This is a genomic window from Variovorax sp. CAN15, assembly GCF_030462475.1.
In the GTDB taxonomy this organism is placed as follows: Bacteria; Pseudomonadota; Gammaproteobacteria; order Burkholderiales; family Burkholderiaceae_C; genus Variovorax.
The window spans coordinates 32,651-47,891 of sequence record NZ_JASMRZ010000003.1 but is presented as its reverse complement, the minus strand read 5'-3'; the positions used below and the strand labels follow the sequence as shown (position 1 = coordinate 47,891).

At 69.8% G+C, this 15,241-nt stretch carries 16 protein-coding genes; 2 read left to right on the top strand and 14 right to left on the bottom strand.

Annotated features, from left to right (window positions below; genetic code table 11):
* Position 1: 1 nt before the first annotated feature.
* The 6 genes from QMO14_RS03505 to QMO14_RS03480 form a co-directional block, all read right to left on the bottom strand.
* The gene (locus QMO14_RS03505) at positions 2-991 is read right to left on the bottom strand and encodes a tripartite tricarboxylate transporter substrate binding protein (RefSeq protein ID WP_301504487.1); all 990 of its coding nucleotides are present in this window, start codon (positions 989-991) and stop codon (positions 2-4) included.
* Between the two features lie 65 nt (positions 992-1,056).
* Positions 1,057-1,413, bottom strand: coding sequence for a cupin domain-containing protein (locus QMO14_RS03500; protein WP_301504485.1), 357 nt, complete (start codon positions 1,411-1,413; stop codon positions 1,057-1,059).
* A gap of 20 nt (positions 1,414-1,433) precedes the next feature.
* On the bottom strand, positions 1,434-2,441 hold the full coding sequence (locus QMO14_RS03495; RefSeq protein ID WP_301504483.1) for a zinc-binding alcohol dehydrogenase family protein: 1,008 nt from the start codon (positions 2,439-2,441) through the stop codon (positions 1,434-1,436).
* Positions 2,438-3,349, bottom strand: a complete 912-nt coding sequence (locus QMO14_RS03490) for a 3-keto-5-aminohexanoate cleavage protein (protein WP_301504482.1) — start codon at positions 3,347-3,349, stop codon at positions 2,438-2,440. The genes QMO14_RS03495 and QMO14_RS03490 overlap by 4 nt, the downstream gene beginning before the upstream one ends.
* The gene (locus tag QMO14_RS03485) at positions 3,346-4,110 is read right to left on the bottom strand and encodes an SDR family NAD(P)-dependent oxidoreductase (RefSeq protein ID WP_301504480.1); all 765 of its coding nucleotides are present in this window, start codon (positions 4,108-4,110) and stop codon (positions 3,346-3,348) included. Before QMO14_RS03485 ends, QMO14_RS03490 begins: the two co-directional genes overlap by 4 nt.
* 136 nt (positions 4,111-4,246) lie before the next feature.
* Positions 4,247-5,113, bottom strand: coding sequence for a dioxygenase (locus tag QMO14_RS03480; RefSeq protein ID WP_301504479.1), 867 nt, complete (start codon positions 5,111-5,113; stop codon positions 4,247-4,249).
* A 130-nt stretch (positions 5,114-5,243) separates the two neighbouring features.
* Here QMO14_RS03480 and QMO14_RS03475 point away from each other — a divergent pair, with 130 nt between their 5' ends.
* Positions 5,244-6,287 (top strand): LacI family DNA-binding transcriptional regulator, encoded by a 1,044-nt coding sequence (locus tag QMO14_RS03475; RefSeq protein ID WP_301504477.1) that lies wholly within the window; start codon positions 5,244-5,246, stop codon positions 6,285-6,287.
* A 4-nt stretch (positions 6,288-6,291) separates the two neighbouring features.
* Here the strand turns inward: QMO14_RS03475 and QMO14_RS03470 are convergent, their stop codons facing one another.
* The 3 genes from QMO14_RS03470 to QMO14_RS03460 form a co-directional block, all read right to left on the bottom strand.
* Positions 6,292-6,615 (bottom strand): hypothetical protein, encoded by a 324-nt coding sequence (locus tag QMO14_RS03470; protein WP_301504475.1) that lies wholly within the window; start codon positions 6,613-6,615, stop codon positions 6,292-6,294.
* 25 nt (positions 6,616-6,640) lie between these two features.
* Positions 6,641-8,320: a hypothetical protein gene (locus tag QMO14_RS03465; RefSeq protein WP_301504474.1), complete on the bottom strand. Its 1,680-nt coding sequence runs from the start codon at positions 8,318-8,320 to the stop codon at positions 6,641-6,643.
* 72 nt (positions 8,321-8,392) lie between these two features.
* On the bottom strand, positions 8,393-8,587 hold the full coding sequence (locus tag QMO14_RS03460) for a DUF1127 domain-containing protein (protein ID WP_301504472.1): 195 nt from the start codon (positions 8,585-8,587) through the stop codon (positions 8,393-8,395).
* Positions 8,588-8,691: 104 nt separating this feature from the next.
* On the opposite strand from QMO14_RS03460, the gene QMO14_RS03455 reads away from it, so the two are divergent.
* Positions 8,692-9,585 carry a LysR family transcriptional regulator gene (locus QMO14_RS03455; protein WP_301504470.1) on the top strand — a complete coding sequence of 298 codons (894 nt, stop codon included), beginning with the start codon at positions 8,692-8,694 and terminating at the stop codon, positions 9,583-9,585.
* A gap of 19 nt (positions 9,586-9,604) precedes the next feature.
* Here the strand turns inward: QMO14_RS03455 and QMO14_RS03450 are convergent, their stop codons facing one another.
* From QMO14_RS03450 to QMO14_RS03430, 5 genes are all read right to left on the bottom strand, one after another.
* Positions 9,605-10,252 (bottom strand): ANTAR domain-containing response regulator, encoded by a 648-nt coding sequence (locus tag QMO14_RS03450; protein WP_301504468.1) that lies wholly within the window; start codon positions 10,250-10,252, stop codon positions 9,605-9,607.
* 330 nt (positions 10,253-10,582) lie between these two features.
* On the bottom strand, positions 10,583-11,737 hold the full coding sequence (locus QMO14_RS03445) for a transporter substrate-binding domain-containing protein (protein WP_301504466.1): 1,155 nt from the start codon (positions 11,735-11,737) through the stop codon (positions 10,583-10,585).
* Positions 11,738-11,796: 59 nt separating this feature from the next.
* On the bottom strand, positions 11,797-13,416 hold the full coding sequence (locus QMO14_RS03440; protein ID WP_301504464.1) for a nitric oxide reductase activation protein NorD: 1,620 nt from the start codon (positions 13,414-13,416) through the stop codon (positions 11,797-11,799).
* Entirely contained in the window at positions 13,413-14,231 is an 819-nt protein-coding gene (locus QMO14_RS03435; protein WP_301504462.1) for a CbbQ/NirQ/NorQ/GpvN family protein, read from the bottom strand. Before QMO14_RS03435 ends, QMO14_RS03440 begins: the two co-directional genes overlap by 4 nt.
* On the bottom strand, positions 14,228-15,238 hold the full coding sequence (locus tag QMO14_RS03430; RefSeq protein ID WP_301504460.1) for an alpha/beta fold hydrolase: 1,011 nt from the start codon (positions 15,236-15,238) through the stop codon (positions 14,228-14,230). The genes QMO14_RS03435 and QMO14_RS03430 overlap by 4 nt, the downstream gene beginning before the upstream one ends.
* Between the last annotated feature and the right edge of the window lie 3 nt (positions 15,239-15,241).

Genomic DNA, 15,241 nt, shown 5'->3' with positions numbered 1-15,241 from the left:
GTCAGTCGACCTTGATGCTGGCGGTTTTCACGACCTGCTGGGCCTTGGCCGTTTCTTCGACGATGAACTTGTTGAACTGCGCCGAAGGCATGGTGAAGGGCTCCGCACCCAGCTTCTCCAGCCGTTCCTTCAGCTCGGGCGACACCATGATCTTCGCGACCTCGGCCTGCAGCCGGTCGACCACCGGCTGCGGCGTCTTCGCTGGCGCGAACAGACCCACCCAGAACAAGTATTCGGAGCCCGGCACGCCGGCTTCCACCGTGGTGGGCGCGCCGGGCAGCGCGGAAGAGCGCTTGCCCGTGCCCACCGCGAGCGCCTGCAGCTTGCCGCTCTGGATCAGCGGCAGGGCAGACACCATCGGCGCGAAGAACCAGTCGACGCGCCCGGCCATCACCTCTGTCATCGCCTCGGGCGTACCTCGGAAGGGCACGTGCTGCGCGTCGACGCCAGCCGCGAGGCGGAACACCTCGGCGTTCATGTGCGTGGCCGATCCGTTGCCGGCCGAGCCGTAGTTGAGGCCGCCGGGCTTGGCCTTCGCCTTGGCCACCAGGTCCTTCACGTCGGCGAAGTGCGAAGGCGCGGTTACCAGCACGTTGGGCAGGCTGGCCATCGGCGTGATGCCTGTGAAGTCCTTGATGGTGTCGTACGACAGGCCCTTGTAGATCCACGGGTTCACCAGGTGGCCGGCCGAGTGCACCAGCAGCGTGTAGCCGTCGGCCGGTGACTTGGCCACGATGGCCGCGCCCAGCGTGCCGCCCGCGCCGGGCTTGTTGTCCACGATCACGCTGGTGCCCAGCGCGGGCCCCAGCTTCTCGGCCACCAGGCGCGCGACGATGTCGGTGCCGCTGCCTGCCGTGAAGGGCACGACCAGCCTCACCGCCTGCGTGCCGGGCCAGTTGCCCTGCGCGTGGGCACCCGTGAGCGCGCAGGCCGCGATGGCTGTCGCGGCTGCCAGCGTCTGCCGGCGGCTCCAGTTGAAAGTCTTCTTCATGCGTCTTGTCTCCGTTGATCTAGTTGGTTGAGCGATGAATGACCGAAAAAGGGGAAGGGGCAGCGTTATGCCGGCGGCGCGTTCGGCATCACCAGCGCCACCAGCACAGGGCGGTTGCTGCGGTTCTCGAGCTGGCGCTTCTCGCCGGGCGCGAAGCGGCAGCTGTCGTAGGGGCCGAGCACTTCTTCCTGGCGGGCGCCGTCGATCTCGCCGACCACATGCAGCTGTCCTTCGAGCACGAGGTAGAGCTTTTCCATCGGCGAGCCGTCGAGGCCGGTGTGGCCGCCGGGCAGGATCTGGCTCATGCCCATCCACATCTGCGTCGAAGGGCCGGCCTCCTTGCCCTGCAGGCGCAGGCAGCGCATGTCGAAATGGTTGGGCGCCTCGTAGTGCGGCGCCTCGGCGAAGCGGGTGACGTGCATGTATGTGCTCCGGAAATGGTTCAGGGCCGCAGCACGACGCGGTCGGTGCTGCCCGAGAGCACCAGCCGGTAGGCCTCGTGCGCCTCGTCGAGCGTGAAGTGGCGCGCCACCGGGAAGGGCTTGAGCGTGCCGCGCTCGAAGCCTTCGCGCATCGCGTCGAGCTGCGCGGTGCTGGCGATGCAGTCCATCGCCAGCGAGTCGATGCCCACGTAGGTGTGCATGCCCCGGTAGAAGGCGAAGATGTCGAAGGGCACCGCGCGGTCGTGCGTGGCGATGAAGATCTGCGTCGCGCCCTTGGCCATCGCCTTGTTGGCGGCCTCGAAGTAGGCGCTGCCCACGGTGTTGTAGACGATGTGCGCGCCGCGCCCGTCGGTCAGCTCGCGCACCCGCGCGCCCACGTCCGCGTGGTGGCGCGCGTCGATCGTGTCCACCGGCCCGCTCGCGAAACCCTGGAAGGGCCCCGCGTGCCGCTGCACGGCGATCACGCGCGCGCCGGCTTGCGAGGCTAGCTGCACCGCCGCCTGCCCGACCTTGCCGTTGGCGCCCAGCACCAGAACCGTCTGGCCGGCCTGCGGCATGCCGCTGCGGCGAAAGCCCTCGTAGGCGGTGACGAAGGGCACGCCCACGGCGCCGGCCTCGTCCATCGAAATGCCCCGGGGCTTGGCGCGCAGCGCTTGCTCGGGCAGCACCAGGTAGCGCGCATGCGAGCCGTCGCGGGTGATGCCCACGTCGCCGCCGGAGCCATAGACCTCGCGGCCGATCCACTCCGAAGGGCCGCTCACCACGGTGCCCGCGAAGTCGCGTCCCGGGGTACGAGGCCACACGGCCTGCGGCATGATGCCCAGCGTGGCCTTCACGTCGCTGGGGTTCACGGCCGCGGCGGCGATGCGCACCACGGCGTGGCCGGGCGGCGGCGAGGGTTCCGGCTGCGGCGCGGCTTCGAGCCGCAGCGCATCGAGGTCGGCGGCCTTCTCGTTCACGCGCAACGCGCGGGAGCTGTGGGCGGTGTGCATGGCTGCGACGCTCATCGTTCAGCTCCTCGCACGCTCCTCGCACCAGGCAGGCCCAGCATGGCGCGCGCCTCGCGCGGGTTGGCGATCTCGCCACCCAGGCTCTGCAGGATGTCGCGCGCCTTCGCCACGAGCTGGGCGTTGCTCTCGGCGAGCACGCCCTTCTCCAGGTAGATGTTGTCCTCCATGCCCACGCGCACATGGCCGCCCAGCAGCCAGGCCTGAGCGACGATCGGAAACTCCATGCGGCCGATGCCGAAGGCGCTCCAGAAGGCGCCGCGCGGCAGCATGTTGCGTGCGTAGAGCAGCGTCTCGGGCGTGGGCGCGAAGCCGTACTTCACGCCGAGGACGAAGGTCCACATGGCCGGCCCGTCGAGCGTGCCGTCGGCGATCAGGTCGAGCGCGAGGTTGATGTCGCCCGAATCGAAGATTTCCAGCTCGGGCTTCACGCCCGCCTCGCGCATCACCTTCGCCATGCGGCGCACGTTCCTCGGCGTGTTGATGACCACGTCGGGGCCGGAGTTCATGGTGTTCAGGTCGAGCGAGCACACGTCGGGCCTGATGAGCGCGATGTGCTCCACGCGCTTCTCGGGCGGCAGCAGCGTGGTGCCGGGCGCGGCGATCTTCGGGTCGTCCTCGCTGGGAATGAAGCGCCCGCCCGGGCCGGTCGTGAGGTTCACGATCAGCTCGCGGTTGCCGCGGCGGATGCGGTCCACCACCTCGCGGTACAGCTCGACTTCCATCGACGGCTTGCCGGTCTCGGGGTTGCGCACGTGGATGTGCACCTGGCTCGCGCCCGCCTCGGCCGCGGCCAGGCATTCGTCGGCGATCTGCACCGGTGTGATCGGCAGGTGCGGCGTCTGCTCCGGCTTCACGAGATTGCCCGTGACGGCGCAGGTGATGAGGGTCTTGGCGTTGCTGCTCACAGGTGGCGCCCTCCGTCGACCACGATGCGCGTGCCGGTCACGAAGCGCATGGTGGTGGCCAGCGCCTCGACCGTGGCCGCCACGTCCTCGGGCTGGCCGATGCGGCCCAGCGGCGTGGTGCTGGCCATCTTGCTGGCGAACTCCGCGCCGCGCCCGGGCACGAAGCCCGATTCCACCGCGCCCGGCGACACCGACACCACGCGCACGGCAGGTGCCAGCGCCTTGGCCAGCGCGTCTCCCACCACGTCGAGTCCGGCCTTGGCCGCGACGTAGGCGAGGTTGCTGCCCACGCCCGTGAAGCCCGCGATGGACGAGATGTTGACCACGAGGCCATCGCCGCTCGCCTTCAGCAGCGGCGCGAAGGCCCGGATGGTGGCGAACACACCGCGGAAATTGGCGCGCACGATGTCGTCGATGAGTTCGTCGGTCAGCGCGTCGAGGTCGCCGGCCGGCACCGGTCTGGTGTGGCCCGCGCTGTTGACGAGGATGTCGCAGCGCCCGAGCGTGGCCTTCACCTCGGCGGCCGCGGCCACGAGGCTGGGCGTGTCGACGATGTCGGCGCGGATCGCCGCATGGCGCTGGCCGTTGGCCGAAGGCAGGGCGGTGGCGCGCGCCGCCGCATCGTCGCCCTTGCGGTGCAGCAGCACGCAGGTGGCGCCCAGCGCGGCCAGGCGTCTGGCCGTGGCATAGCCGATGGCGCCGAGGCCGCCGGTGATGACGGCGACCTTGCCGTCGAGTCTGGAGACTGGGTCGAAGCTCATGGATTTGAGAAGAGTGGGTTGAAGGGGGCGATGCCGTTTCGTGGAACACCGCGGAACCGGCTCTGCCGGGCCGCTGGTGTTGCCCCCTCGAAGGGGGTTGGCGCAGCGACACGAAGTGCGCGAAGCCTGGGGGTGGTCAAGGAATGGGAGGGCGGGGAAACTTCATCTCGCCGGGTTCAAGCTCGAAGTCGTGATGCAGCGATGCGCTTTTTCCGTCGGGCGCCAGCGCGAAGCGGCCGATGAGCCGGCGCGTCACACCGAAGGTCGGATCGCTTTCAAGGTTCTCGTCGTCATCGGCGAACACCTGCGTGATCAGCACCTTGTGGCCCGGCTTGCTCACCATGAAGTGCAGGTGCGCGGGCCGGTTCGGGTGGCGCCGCTGCGCGCGCAGCAGCACACCGCAGGGGCCGTCGGTCGGCACCGGGTAGCCGGCGGGACGCACGCTGCGGAAATGGAAGCGGCCCTCGGCGTCGGTGGAAAAGCGCCCGCGCAGGTTCATGTTCTCCTGCGACGGGTCCTGGTTCTCGTAGAGGCCGACGGGCGAGGCCTGCCACACGTCGACGGTGGCGCCGTCCACCGGGCGGCCCTGGTGGTCGCGCACCGTGCCCGTCACCTCGAGCGGCGTGCCCGGCGTGCCCGAGCGCGCGATGTTCTCGCCCTGTGCGCAGGCCGGCGCGTTCGCGCGCCAGAAGGGGCCGAGCAGGGCGGCGGGCGATTCGCCTTGCGGGTCCTGGTTGTTCTGCAGCGCAACCACGGTCGACACGCCCAGGATGTCGGCAGCCAGCACGACCTCGTTCTTGGTCTCGCCGGTGGCGTGGCCGATGGCGACGATGAATTCGAGCGCCTGCTCGAACTCCTCCTCCGTCAGCTTCACTTCCTGCACCAGGGCGTGCAGGTGGCGCGTGACCGCTTCCATCACGGTGCGCAGCCGTGGGTCGGGCGTGTGCCGCATGGCGTCGAGCACATGGCCCAGCACCGAGTGGGGGGAGGTGGCGATGTTCATGGGGGGTCTCTGCAATCGTTTGCATGATATTAGTCCAAATCGCCGAAAAGTAAAATGGAGGGAATCCGGGGTTCGGGAATGATGGAAAGCCACCCGAAGCCATGCAGCCCGGCGACAATCGTTTGCACCAATGAGCGCCAATCAACCTTCCACATCAGCCACCGTGACCATCCGCGACGTCGCCCGCGCCGCTGGCGTGCACGTGTCCACCGTCTCGCGTGCGCTCAGCCCCGAGAAGCGCTCGCTCATCAGCGACGAGGTGCTGCGCGTGGTCGAGGAGGCGGCGCAGCGCCTGGGCTACCGGCCCAACCGCGCGGCCTCGGCGCTGCGCACGGGGCGCACCCACACCATCGGCGTGCTGGTGCCCGACATCACCAACGCGGTGTTCCCGCCGATCCTGCAGGGCATAGAGGCCAGCGCGGCCGCACGCGGCTACTTCGTGTTCGTCACCAACGTGGTCGACCCGGCACTGGCGCGGCCGGTGCTGGAGCGCATGCTGGCGCAGCGCGTCGATGGCGTGGTCATGGCCACTGCCACGCGCGACGATCCGCTGGTCGACTTCGTCACCAAGGCCGGCATGACGGCCGTGCTGGTCAACCGCGCCGACGAAACCGGGCGCCTGCCGGCGGTGGTGAGCGACGACCGGCTCGCGATGAAGCTCGCGGTCGACCACCTCGTGAGCCTGGGCCACAAGCGCATCGCGCACCTGGCGGGCCCGCAGACCATTCCCACCGGCGTGGGCCGCCGTCTCGGCGTGGAGCAGGCGCTGCGCGACCACCGCATGAAGCTCTTCCGCGTGGTCGAGTGCGCGAGCTACAGCCGCGAGGCCGGTGCCGCCGCGATGAAGCAGATGCTCGATGCCGGCGCCGCGCCGCAGGCCGTGGTGTGCTGCAACGACCTCGTTGCGCTGGGCGCCTACGACGCGCTGCGCGAGGCGGGCCTGCGCGTGCCGCGGGACATTTCAGTCACCGGCCACAACGACATGCCTTTGGTCGACATGGTCGACCCGCCGCTCACCACCATCCGCCTGCCGCACCGCGAGCTGGGCTGGCGCGCGGCCGAGATGCTGTTCGAGGAGATCGACGGCCACTCGATGTCGGCATCGACCGTGGTGCTGCGCCCCGAGCTGGTGGTGCGCCAGTCGACGGCCGCGCCGGCAGGCGCCACGCGCTGAGCCGCTACCACCACCAGCGGGCGATGTCGTCGCTCAGGCCCATGTAGAGCAGCACCAGCGCGACCAGCGCGACGATGCACTTGGCGCGCAGCGACATCTTCGGCCTGGGCGCGAAGTCCGCCGCGCTGCCGACGAAGTGCACGCCGCAATGGGGGCACTGCCGCACCTTGCCGTAGATCAGTTCCTTGCAGCGCGGGCAGGGGATTTCGTCCGGATCGGGCTCCGGCGGCGAGCCGGCAGCCCTCTGCCTCTCGCGCTGCTGATGCAGCCTTGCGCGGCGCTCGCGGTGCGCGGCCAGGTCGATGGGGTCGTCGGGCTTGTCGGACATGCGCTGTAGAGAACTGCGAAGCAGCCTAGCGTGCCACACCCGCGCGCGACGCGGGTTTCCTGCGCGCGGCGGGGCGGCGCGGCGGCTTCGCTTCGAGCACCAGCTCGGCCGGCAGCGTGTCGTTCCACGATTCTGTGAAGTAGGCGCGGTCGCTGGGCACCAGCTGGGGCAGCGCCTCACGCAGCAGCGCCAGCGACTGCTCGGCCGCCTTCAGGTCGCCGGCATGCGCCGCGTACCACGCGTGCTCGAAGAGCAGGCTGCAGTGCTGCAGGCCCGGGTAGCGGCGGCGCCCGGCCTGGTGGTCGGCCAGCCGCGCCTGCGCCACCTGCACCCAGCGCGCGGGCCAGTTCGTCGAGTCGAAGGCGTCGGCGAGCGGGCCGGCCAGCCTGGAGATGGCTGCCGGGTCCAGCGGCTTCTGCGCGCGGAACTGGGCGAGCGTGGGCTGCCGCTCGGGCCGGCAGTGGCCGCGCGCGATGCGCATCAGGTAGATCGCGTTCCACGCCGAGCGGCCCTGGCCGTCGGTGTGGCCGCACAGCCATTCGCTGAAGGCGATCCACTGCACCGCGCGGCGGGTGGTGTCGCTGTTGCCGTCGTGCGCCAGCGCGGGCAGGTCGGTGAGGCCCACGCGGTCGAACAGCCACGCGGCCATGCCCATGTTGGCGGCCACGTGCTGGGCTGCGTCGAAGGAGTGCGACTCGAAGGCGGCCGCCAGCGCCTCGCCGAAGCGCTGCAGCGACTCCTCGGCCAGTGCGGCTGCGGCGGGCTTGTCGTCAGCCGACAGCGCCAGCGCGCGCGAGCGGCAGGCCAGCGCCCACAGGTTGCACCACTCGAAGCGCACGTCGGGGTGGTGGCGCAGCACCAGGGCGCGCACCGCGTCCTCGGCCATGCCGCTCAGCAGCGATTGCGCCAGCGGCAGGTCGCGCGCCGTGTAGGCGCACCACGCGGAGACGATGCACTCCATCGCGCCCAGGTAGTCGTTGCCCGCCACGTGGTGCGCGAGCCGCTGCTTCTTCAGCGCCTGCAGCCGGCGCCGCGCCTGCTCGTTGTCGCCGAGCCGGCGCCACAGCATGGCCTCGTTGAGCGTGACCAGCGCGCGCTGGAAGTCGGTGGCGGCCAGCGTGCCGGCGAGGCGGATCGATTCGAGTGCATTGCCTCCTGCGTTTTCGCCGGCGACGGGCGCCATCAACCGACCCTGCCGCGCCGCCTGCTGCGAGGCGACGAGCTGCTTCCAGAACGCCGCGTCCTGCAGATGCACCGCGTCGGGCGGCGGCGATCCGGCGGCCTGGCGCGAGGCGCGCGAGCGCAGGCCGAGGAAGGATGCCACTTCGGCCGCGGTGGCGGCGCGGCCTTCCACCAGCACGCGCACGCGCTTCGCTTCGGCGGCCGGTAGCCAGAACGGGCCCTGGCTGCGCCGCTCGGCGTTCAGGAAGCGGGGCTCGCGCTGCGTGTCCTCGCCCCAGCCGGCGTCGATGCCCCAGGTCTTGAAGTCGCGGAAGGCGCGGCTCACCACCATGCGCAGGGTGCTGGCGTCGGAGACTTCGCCGCGCAGGTCGGCCAGCCGTACGAGGCCCGTACCGGCCTCGTGGGCATGCTGCATGCGCACCAGCAGCCACAGCGACTGGAAAGCCGCGCGCCGGCCATTCACCGACTGCGGCGAGGTGAGTTCGATGGAAACCTGGTTGGCGTGTGGGGCTGGCTTGGGCACGCCCCCGATTTGAACCTCAAAACAGGGGCGCTACCTGAAGAAGATGCCGGAGAAGAAGGCTCGGCCCCGCGTTCAGTACCGGTGCTCGTCCAGCAGACCGGGCACTTCGCTGCGCCCGATGCCCAGGTCGCGCAGCTCGTGTTCGCTCATGCCGGCGAGGTGCCGCGAGTCGGCGTGTGCGCGGCGGCGATTCACCACGCGGCGGCGCCAGCCGCGCAGGGCTTGGATCAGGCGTTGATGAAAGGACGTCGGCTTGTGCGCTGTCACGATGGGCTCCTTGGTTGGTGAGCTCATCTTCCCGCCGGGCGTGATATTGTGGAAGTTGAGAATCCTGAGCCTGCCAATCAGGCTTCCTGATACTGGACCCTCCGATGCGACAGCTCAACCTCGACCAACTGCGCACCCTCATCGCCATCGTCGACCTCGGCACCTTCTCGGCCGCGGCCCAGGCGCTTCACCTGGCCCAGCCCACGGTGAGCCTGCACATCAGCGAACTCGAATCGCGCCTGGGCGCGCCGCTGGTGGTGCGCGGCAACCGGCGCATCACGCCGACGGCGGCCGGGGCGGCGCTGGTCGAGCGCGGGCGCAAGCTGCTGCGCGACACCGACGACGCGGTGGAGGCGGTCAAGCGGCAGGCCGAGGGTCGGGTCGGGCGGGTGAGGCTGGGCACATCCACCGGCGTGCTGGTCGACCTGCTGCCGCAGGTGCTGGAGGCGCTGGGCGCGGAGCACTCGGGCATCGACGTGGAGGTGAGCATCCGCGGCTCCTTCGAGGCGATGGAGCGGCTGGCCGCGGGCACGCTCGACATCGGCCTTGTCGCCATTCCGCAGCCGCCGCTGCGCGGCATCGTCGTCACGCCCTGGTGCGAACAGCCCATGATGGCCTTCGTGCCGCGCCGCTGGAAGGCGCCGAAGCGCGTCACGCCGGCATGGCTGGCGGCGCAGCCGCTGATCTTCAACGAGGCGACCACGCACATGTACCGCCTCACCATGGAATGGTTCGCCGCCGCCGGCTTCGCGCCGCGCGCTCGTATCGAACTCAACTACGACGCCGCCATGCGCAGCCTCGTGGCCGCCGGCTACGGCGCCGCGCTGCTGCCGCTGCAGCAGTCCACCGACATCGTGCCCGGCAACGACCGCATGCAGATACTTCCGGTGAGCCCGAAGCTCACGCGCCGCGTGGGCATCGCGCATCGCCAGCATGCGCTGCTCGACGGCGCCACGCTGAGCGTGCTCGAGGTGCTGAAGACCTTCAGCCAGGCCTGAAAGAACGCGCCGTTCAGCCTCAGGCCGCGTCGGGCTTGCGCATGCCCAGCGAGAGGATCTCGTTGGCGTTCACGATGGCCGTCGCGATCTCTTCGGTGGTGGTGCGCTTGCTCATGGCCTGGTCGCGGATCAGGTCGTAGGCCTGGCCCTCCGACACGTCGTGCGTCTTCATCAATATCGCCTTCGCCTCGGCGATGCGGCGCTGGCCCAGCAGCTTCGCCTCGACCTTGCGCAGCCGCCTGGCCAGCGAGCGCGCCTCCTTGTGCGCCTCGCGCGCCACCACCAGCGCCGAGAACAGCCCGAACGAGCGCACCGGCGAGGGCAGCACCGCCTTCGCGCCGATTTCCAGCACGGCTTCGATGATGGTCGGGTTCTCGTAGGTCACGACCGCGATGATGGCCGGCGCGTCTTCGCTGCGGGTCCACTCGAAGCGCAGGTTGATGAAGTCGGGCTGCACCGCCATGAAGGCCACGTCGATGCCCTCGGGCAGCACTTGCACGGGCGGCCAGAAGGCCTGCACCTGGCAGCCGATGCGTTGCAGTTGCTGCGTGAGCTGGCGGCCGTCGCTGTCGTCGGGGTGAATCACCGCGATCTTCAGCAGGCGCAGCTCTTTCAGCTGCGGCGGCGTGACGCGCAGGGTGTGCCGTTTGGGGGCTGTGCCTTCCACTTTCAGGCCTTCTTGTGCTTTTGGCGCTGTTGTTCGGGGCGTGTGCACAGGCCGCCGGGTACTCCCCTCCGCGAATGTCCCCCGGGGCTGCGCCCCTCCTCCTTTATTTCGCTGCGGGGAGCACCCGGCGCCCTGTGCACAAGACGCGCTGCCGGTCTGCAGCCGATCAACCAGCGCTCTGTCCAACGATCACGCCGATGGGGTGCCTTGCGCAGCGAAATAAAGGAGGAGGCCGAAGGCCGGGGGACATTCGCGGAGCAAGGTACCCCATCGACGTGATCGTGCCCCGAATGCCTCCAGGAGCGACAAATGGAAGAACGGAAGTTCATCCTAGATCTCCAGCCCATCCAGCTTGGCCGTCCAGTCGCCCAGCGAGTGAGTGACGAGATAAGGATCCGGGTACACCGCCCGCGTGGCCTGCCGCACGATGGTGAACTGCCCGTGCGCATCGACCCGCCCGATGCGCGGGTAAAGGCAGGTGTGGTGGTTGGCCGGATCGATCTTCACCAGCCCCTGCGGCGCATCGAACTCGCTGCCCAAAATGTGTGGAAGGATCTCCGCGATGCCGTCGCTGCCCGCCTGCCGGTAGGCATTCGCGAAGATGTGCATCTGGAAGTACGACGCCTCCCAGCACAGGTTGGGCACGCAGCCGTCGCCGAAGCGCGCGCGCAGCATCGCCAGGCAGCGGCGGTTGGCGGCCGAGTCGATCGACTGGAAATACGGCGCCGCCGTGAAGTGCCCGGTCGCCACGCCATGGCCCATCTGCGAGATCTCGGCCTCCGAGGTCGTGAGGCTGGCGATGGGCATGGTCTTCGGGTCGAAGCCGGCCTCGGCGTAGGCGCGGTACAGGCTCGCGGTGGAATCGCCCACCACCGTCGAGAAGATGAAGTCGGGCCGCTTGTCGCGGATGTCGTCCATGATGGCCCGGTAGTCGCGCTCGTCCGCGTCCAGCGCCACGTAGCGCTCGCCGAGCTTCTCGCTGCCGGGGCGCTGCATCACCAGCTCGCCCATGATGCGGTTCGACTCGTAGGGGTAGATGTAGTCGGAGCCGATCAGGTACACGCGCGCGCCGAAGTTCGTGGTCATGAACTCGGCCAGCTGCACGCTGTTCTGGTTGGGCGCCGCGCCGGTGTAGATCACGTTGCCCGAGTACTCGAAGCCCTCGTAGAGCGTCGGGTAGAAGAGCAGCTTGTTCCACTTCTCGATCACCGGGATCACGGCCTTGCGGCTGCTCGACATGTAGCAGCCGAAGATGACGTTCACCCGGTCCTGCACGATCAGCTTCTCGGCCAGCTGGGCGTAGCGCGCGGGGTTGGACTGCGGGTCGTAGCGCACGGCCACGATCTCGCGGCCGTCCACGCCGCCGGCCGCGTTGATCTCCTCGATGCCGAGCAGCGCGCCCTGCAGCTGCGAGAGTCCGATGGTCGATGTGACGCCGGTTTCCGAATAGAGGATGCCGACGCGAATGGGGTCCTTGTCAGCCACGCTGAAGTCTCCTGGGGTGTCGGATCATCATAGTCTTCGCTCGGTGCTCTGCAGTGGGCTCAGTGCGCCGCGGCGAGCCGCGCGCTCATGCGCGCCAGCCGCGCGGGCAGGCTGCGCGCATCGTCGGCGATGCAATAGTTGCGCCAGCCGAAGATGCGCCGCACGTAGGCATCGGCCGCGCCGTCCACCGCGATGCAGGCCGCGCGCACGCCGGCCTCGCGCGCTTCGGCCACGGCCTGGCGGGCGTCCTCGATCAGGTAGCGCGGGTCGTGCACGTCGATGTCCGAAGGCGCGCCGTCGGTCACCAGCAGCACCGCGCGCTGGCCCGGCGGCTCGTCGCGCATCAGCGCGGCGGCATGGCGCAGCGCGGCGCCCATGCGGGTCGAGTAGCGCCCGCGCACCGCGCCGATCATGGCGCGCGCGGGCGCGTCCAGCGGCCGGCCCGATTCGAGCAGGCGGTAGTAGTACACCTCGGCGCGCGTGTTCGACGAAAAGCCGTGGATCGCGAGCCGGTCGATGCCGCGCGCGTTCGACGCGGCCAGCAGCAGCGCCGCCTGCTTCTCGATGTCGAGCAGCGAGGCGGCATGCGCGCCAGGATCGTTGGCCGAGGCCGAGAGGTCGAGCAGCACCAGCACGCTCGACGGTCGAGGCCCCTTGCCCGCCCGCATGAAGAGCCGCGCGTCGGGGCGCAACCGCAGGCGCCGGTCGACCAGCACTTCGATGGCGGCGTTCAGGTCGATGTCGTCGCCTTCCCACTGGCGGCGAAGGCGGTGCGTCCGGTCGAGGTGGCGCGCGCGGGGCAGGGCGAGCGGCTGGACGCGTTCGCCGTTGAGCGCGGTCTCTTCGCGCGCAGGCGAGAGCCCCTGCCATGCCGGCAGCTTCTCGATCACCGTGCACCAGTCGGGGCGCAGGCGCTCCAGCTTGCGGTCCCACTCGGGGTAGGTGTAGCGGCCGAGTTCCATGTCGCTCCCGGCTTCGAGGAGAGTTGCCTCGCCCGCATCGGATGGAGGTGGCGGGCGCGCGCCCGGCTGGTGCAGCGCGATGGCCTCGTCGGGCGGCACGTCGGCCTCGCCGAAATCCCACAGGTAGCTGTTGTCGTCGCGCCAGGGCGCGGGCACGGTGTAGTCGCGGGGCTCGAAGCGCACGCGCATCTGGCCGAGATCGTTCGCAAGAACCGAGGCGATGGCGCGGAAGGTGTCGTAGTCCTCCAGCCCTGCGTTGGCGGCGGTCTCCTCGAACAGGCGGCGCGCCTTGTTCACCCAGTGGTTGTCGTCCTGCGACGCGGGCAGCAGAAGCAGGCGGTCCATGCGCGAGACGAGCGCGGCGAAGCCCAGGTCGAGCGGATCGGGTGCCGGCGGCAGCGACGCGGCGAACCAGCCGTGCAGGCCGGGAAAGTCGCGGCACAGCAGCCGCTCGACGCGCGCATCCTCGATGGCCGAGACGATGGCGATGCCCATGGGCCTGAGCATGTGCGCCGGCCGCGCGGGCTGCGAGTGGCGCAGGTGCGCGATCGCATGCGCGACCATGGCGCGGCGAAGCCCGGGCCCGCCGGTGCTTTCCGGCAACAGCAGCTTGCGGCCGGTGAGCACGGCGCGTGCGCCCGGCAGCGTCTGTACCTCCACGTCGATGCCGGCCAGCCCGCGCGCCAGCAGCGCCAGGGCCCCGAGCCCGTCGCTCATCCGAACTGCGCCTCGACGAAGCCCTGCAGCGCGCTCGCCATGTCGGGGTCGTCGGTCAGCGCCCGCGTCATCGTCATCTCGCAGCTCTCGCGCGGCGTCACGCCGTCGCGGATCAGCACGCCCGCATAGATCAGCATGCGCGTCGACACGCCCTCGTCGAGCCCGCGATGCTTCAGCTCGCGCGAGCAGTGCGCGATGGCCACCAGCTTCGAGGCCAGCTCGAGCCCGACGCCGGCCTCGTGCGCGACGATCTCCGCCTCCAGCGAGCTGCCGGGGTAGTCGAACTCCAGCGCCGCGAAGCGTTGGCGCGTCGACGGCTTCATGTCCTTCGCGCTGCTCTGGTAGCCGGGGTTGTAGGACACCACGAGTTGGAAGTCCGGGTGCGCATGCACCAGCTCGCCCTTCTTGTCGAGCGGCAATATGCGCCGCGCATCCGTCAGCGGGTGGATCACCACCGTCGTGTCCTGCCGGGCCTCCACCACTTCGTCGAGATAGCAGATGCCCCCGTGCCGCACCGCCAGCGTCAGCGGCCCGTCGTGCCAGGCGGTGCCGTTGGCGTCGAGCAGGTAGCGCCCGACGAGGTCAGAGGCCGTCATGTCCTCGTTGCAGGCCAGCGTCACCAGCGGCCGCCCGAGCGACCACGCCATGTGCTCCACGAAGCGCGTCTTGCCGCAGCCGGTCGGGCCCTTCAGGATCAGCGGCATGCGGTGGCGGTAAGCCTGCCGGTAGAGCGCCACCTCGTTGCCCGCGGGGCGGTAGAAAGGCTCGGCCTCGATGCGGTAGGCGGCCAGCGGATCGTGCACAGGTGCGTTCATGGCGTGGCGAGCAGTTCCTTGAGGGCGTCGTCGATGAAGCGGGTGTCGGCGGGGCTGCTGCCGCCGCCCGCGAAGTGGCCCCACACGCCCGGGATCGGGCGGCACTCGGCGTTCGGCATGTGCGACACCTCCCACTCGTTGTCGGCCACGGGAAAGTACAGGTCGCGCTCGGCGGGCATCACGATGGCGCGGGCCCTGATGGCGCCCAGCGCCTTCTTGAAGTCGCCCTCGAACACCGGGTTGTCGCTGATGTCTCCGTGCTGCCACGACCACAGCATGGCGAGCAGGTTGTTCGCGTCCTTCTTGAGGAAGAAGCCTTCCCAGTAGCCGACCAGGAAGTCTTCGAGCGAGCTGAAGCCCAGCTCGCGCCACAGTTCCTGCATGTAGAAGGGCTGCGACAGGCCCCAGCCCGCGTACACGCGGCCCACCGCGCGCAGGCCCTTCGTTGGCGGCGCCGTGTACCAGCCGCCGTTCCATGCCGCGTCGGCTGCGAGCGCGGCCTTCACGCCCTCGAGGAACACGATGTTGTGCGGTGCCGTCTTCGCCGAGCCGCAGAAGGGCGCGATGCGCTTCACCATGTCGGGGTACAGGCAGCCCCACTGGTTGGTCTGCTGCGCGCCCATCGACCAGCCCACCACCAGCTCGATGCGCTCGATGCCGAACTTCTGCGCCACCAGCCGATGCTGCAGCGTCACGTTGTCGTAGAGAGTGACTTCCGGAAAGCGCGACAGGTTGTACGGCTCCGGCGTATTGCTCGGCGAGGACGACAGCCCGTTGCCCAGCATGTTGGGCACGATGATGAAGTACTTCGCCGGGTCGAGCGCCATGCCCGGGCCGATGAGCCACTCGTTGTCGTAGTGCTGCCCCGAGTACCAGGTCGGGTAGACGATGGCGTTGCTCTTGTCGGCGTTGAGCGTGCCGTAGGTCTTGTAGGCGAGCTTCGCGCCGCGCAGGGTGGCGCCCCGCTGCAGCACGACGTCGCCGAGTTCGAAGATCTCGTAGTCCATGGC

What these genes read in the sequence shown, in the direction of transcription:
- QMO14_RS03480 (WP_301504479.1), bottom strand. Translation starts at nt 5,113, where the DNA reads ATGAACATCGCCACCTCCCCCCACTCGGTGCTGGGCCATGTGCTCGAC.
- QMO14_RS03485 (WP_301504480.1), bottom strand. Translation starts at nt 4,110, where the DNA reads ATGAGCTTCGACCCAGTCTCCAGACTCGACGGCAAGGTCGCCGTCATC.
- QMO14_RS03475 (WP_301504477.1), top strand. Translation starts at nt 5,244, where the DNA reads ATGAGCGCCAATCAACCTTCCACATCAGCCACCGTGACCATCCGCGAC.
- QMO14_RS03455 (WP_301504470.1), top strand. Translation starts at nt 8,692, where the DNA reads ATGCGACAGCTCAACCTCGACCAACTGCGCACCCTCATCGCCATCGTC.
- QMO14_RS03430 (WP_301504460.1), bottom strand. Translation starts at nt 15,238, where the DNA reads ATGGACTACGAGATCTTCGAACTCGGCGACGTCGTGCTGCAGCGGGGC.
- QMO14_RS03505 (WP_301504487.1), bottom strand. Translation starts at nt 991, where the DNA reads ATGAAGAAGACTTTCAACTGGAGCCGCCGGCAGACGCTGGCAGCCGCG.
- QMO14_RS03495 (WP_301504483.1), bottom strand. Translation starts at nt 2,441, where the DNA reads ATGAGCGTCGCAGCCATGCACACCGCCCACAGCTCCCGCGCGTTGCGC.
- QMO14_RS03435 (WP_301504462.1), bottom strand. Translation starts at nt 14,231, where the DNA reads ATGAACGCACCTGTGCACGATCCGCTGGCCGCCTACCGCATCGAGGCC.
- QMO14_RS03470 (WP_301504475.1), bottom strand. Translation starts at nt 6,615, where the DNA reads ATGTCCGACAAGCCCGACGACCCCATCGACCTGGCCGCGCACCGCGAG.
- QMO14_RS03440 (WP_301504464.1), bottom strand. Translation starts at nt 13,416, where the DNA reads ATGAGCGACGGGCTCGGGGCCCTGGCGCTGCTGGCGCGCGGGCTGGCC.
- QMO14_RS03500 (WP_301504485.1), bottom strand. Translation starts at nt 1,413, where the DNA reads ATGCACGTCACCCGCTTCGCCGAGGCGCCGCACTACGAGGCGCCCAAC.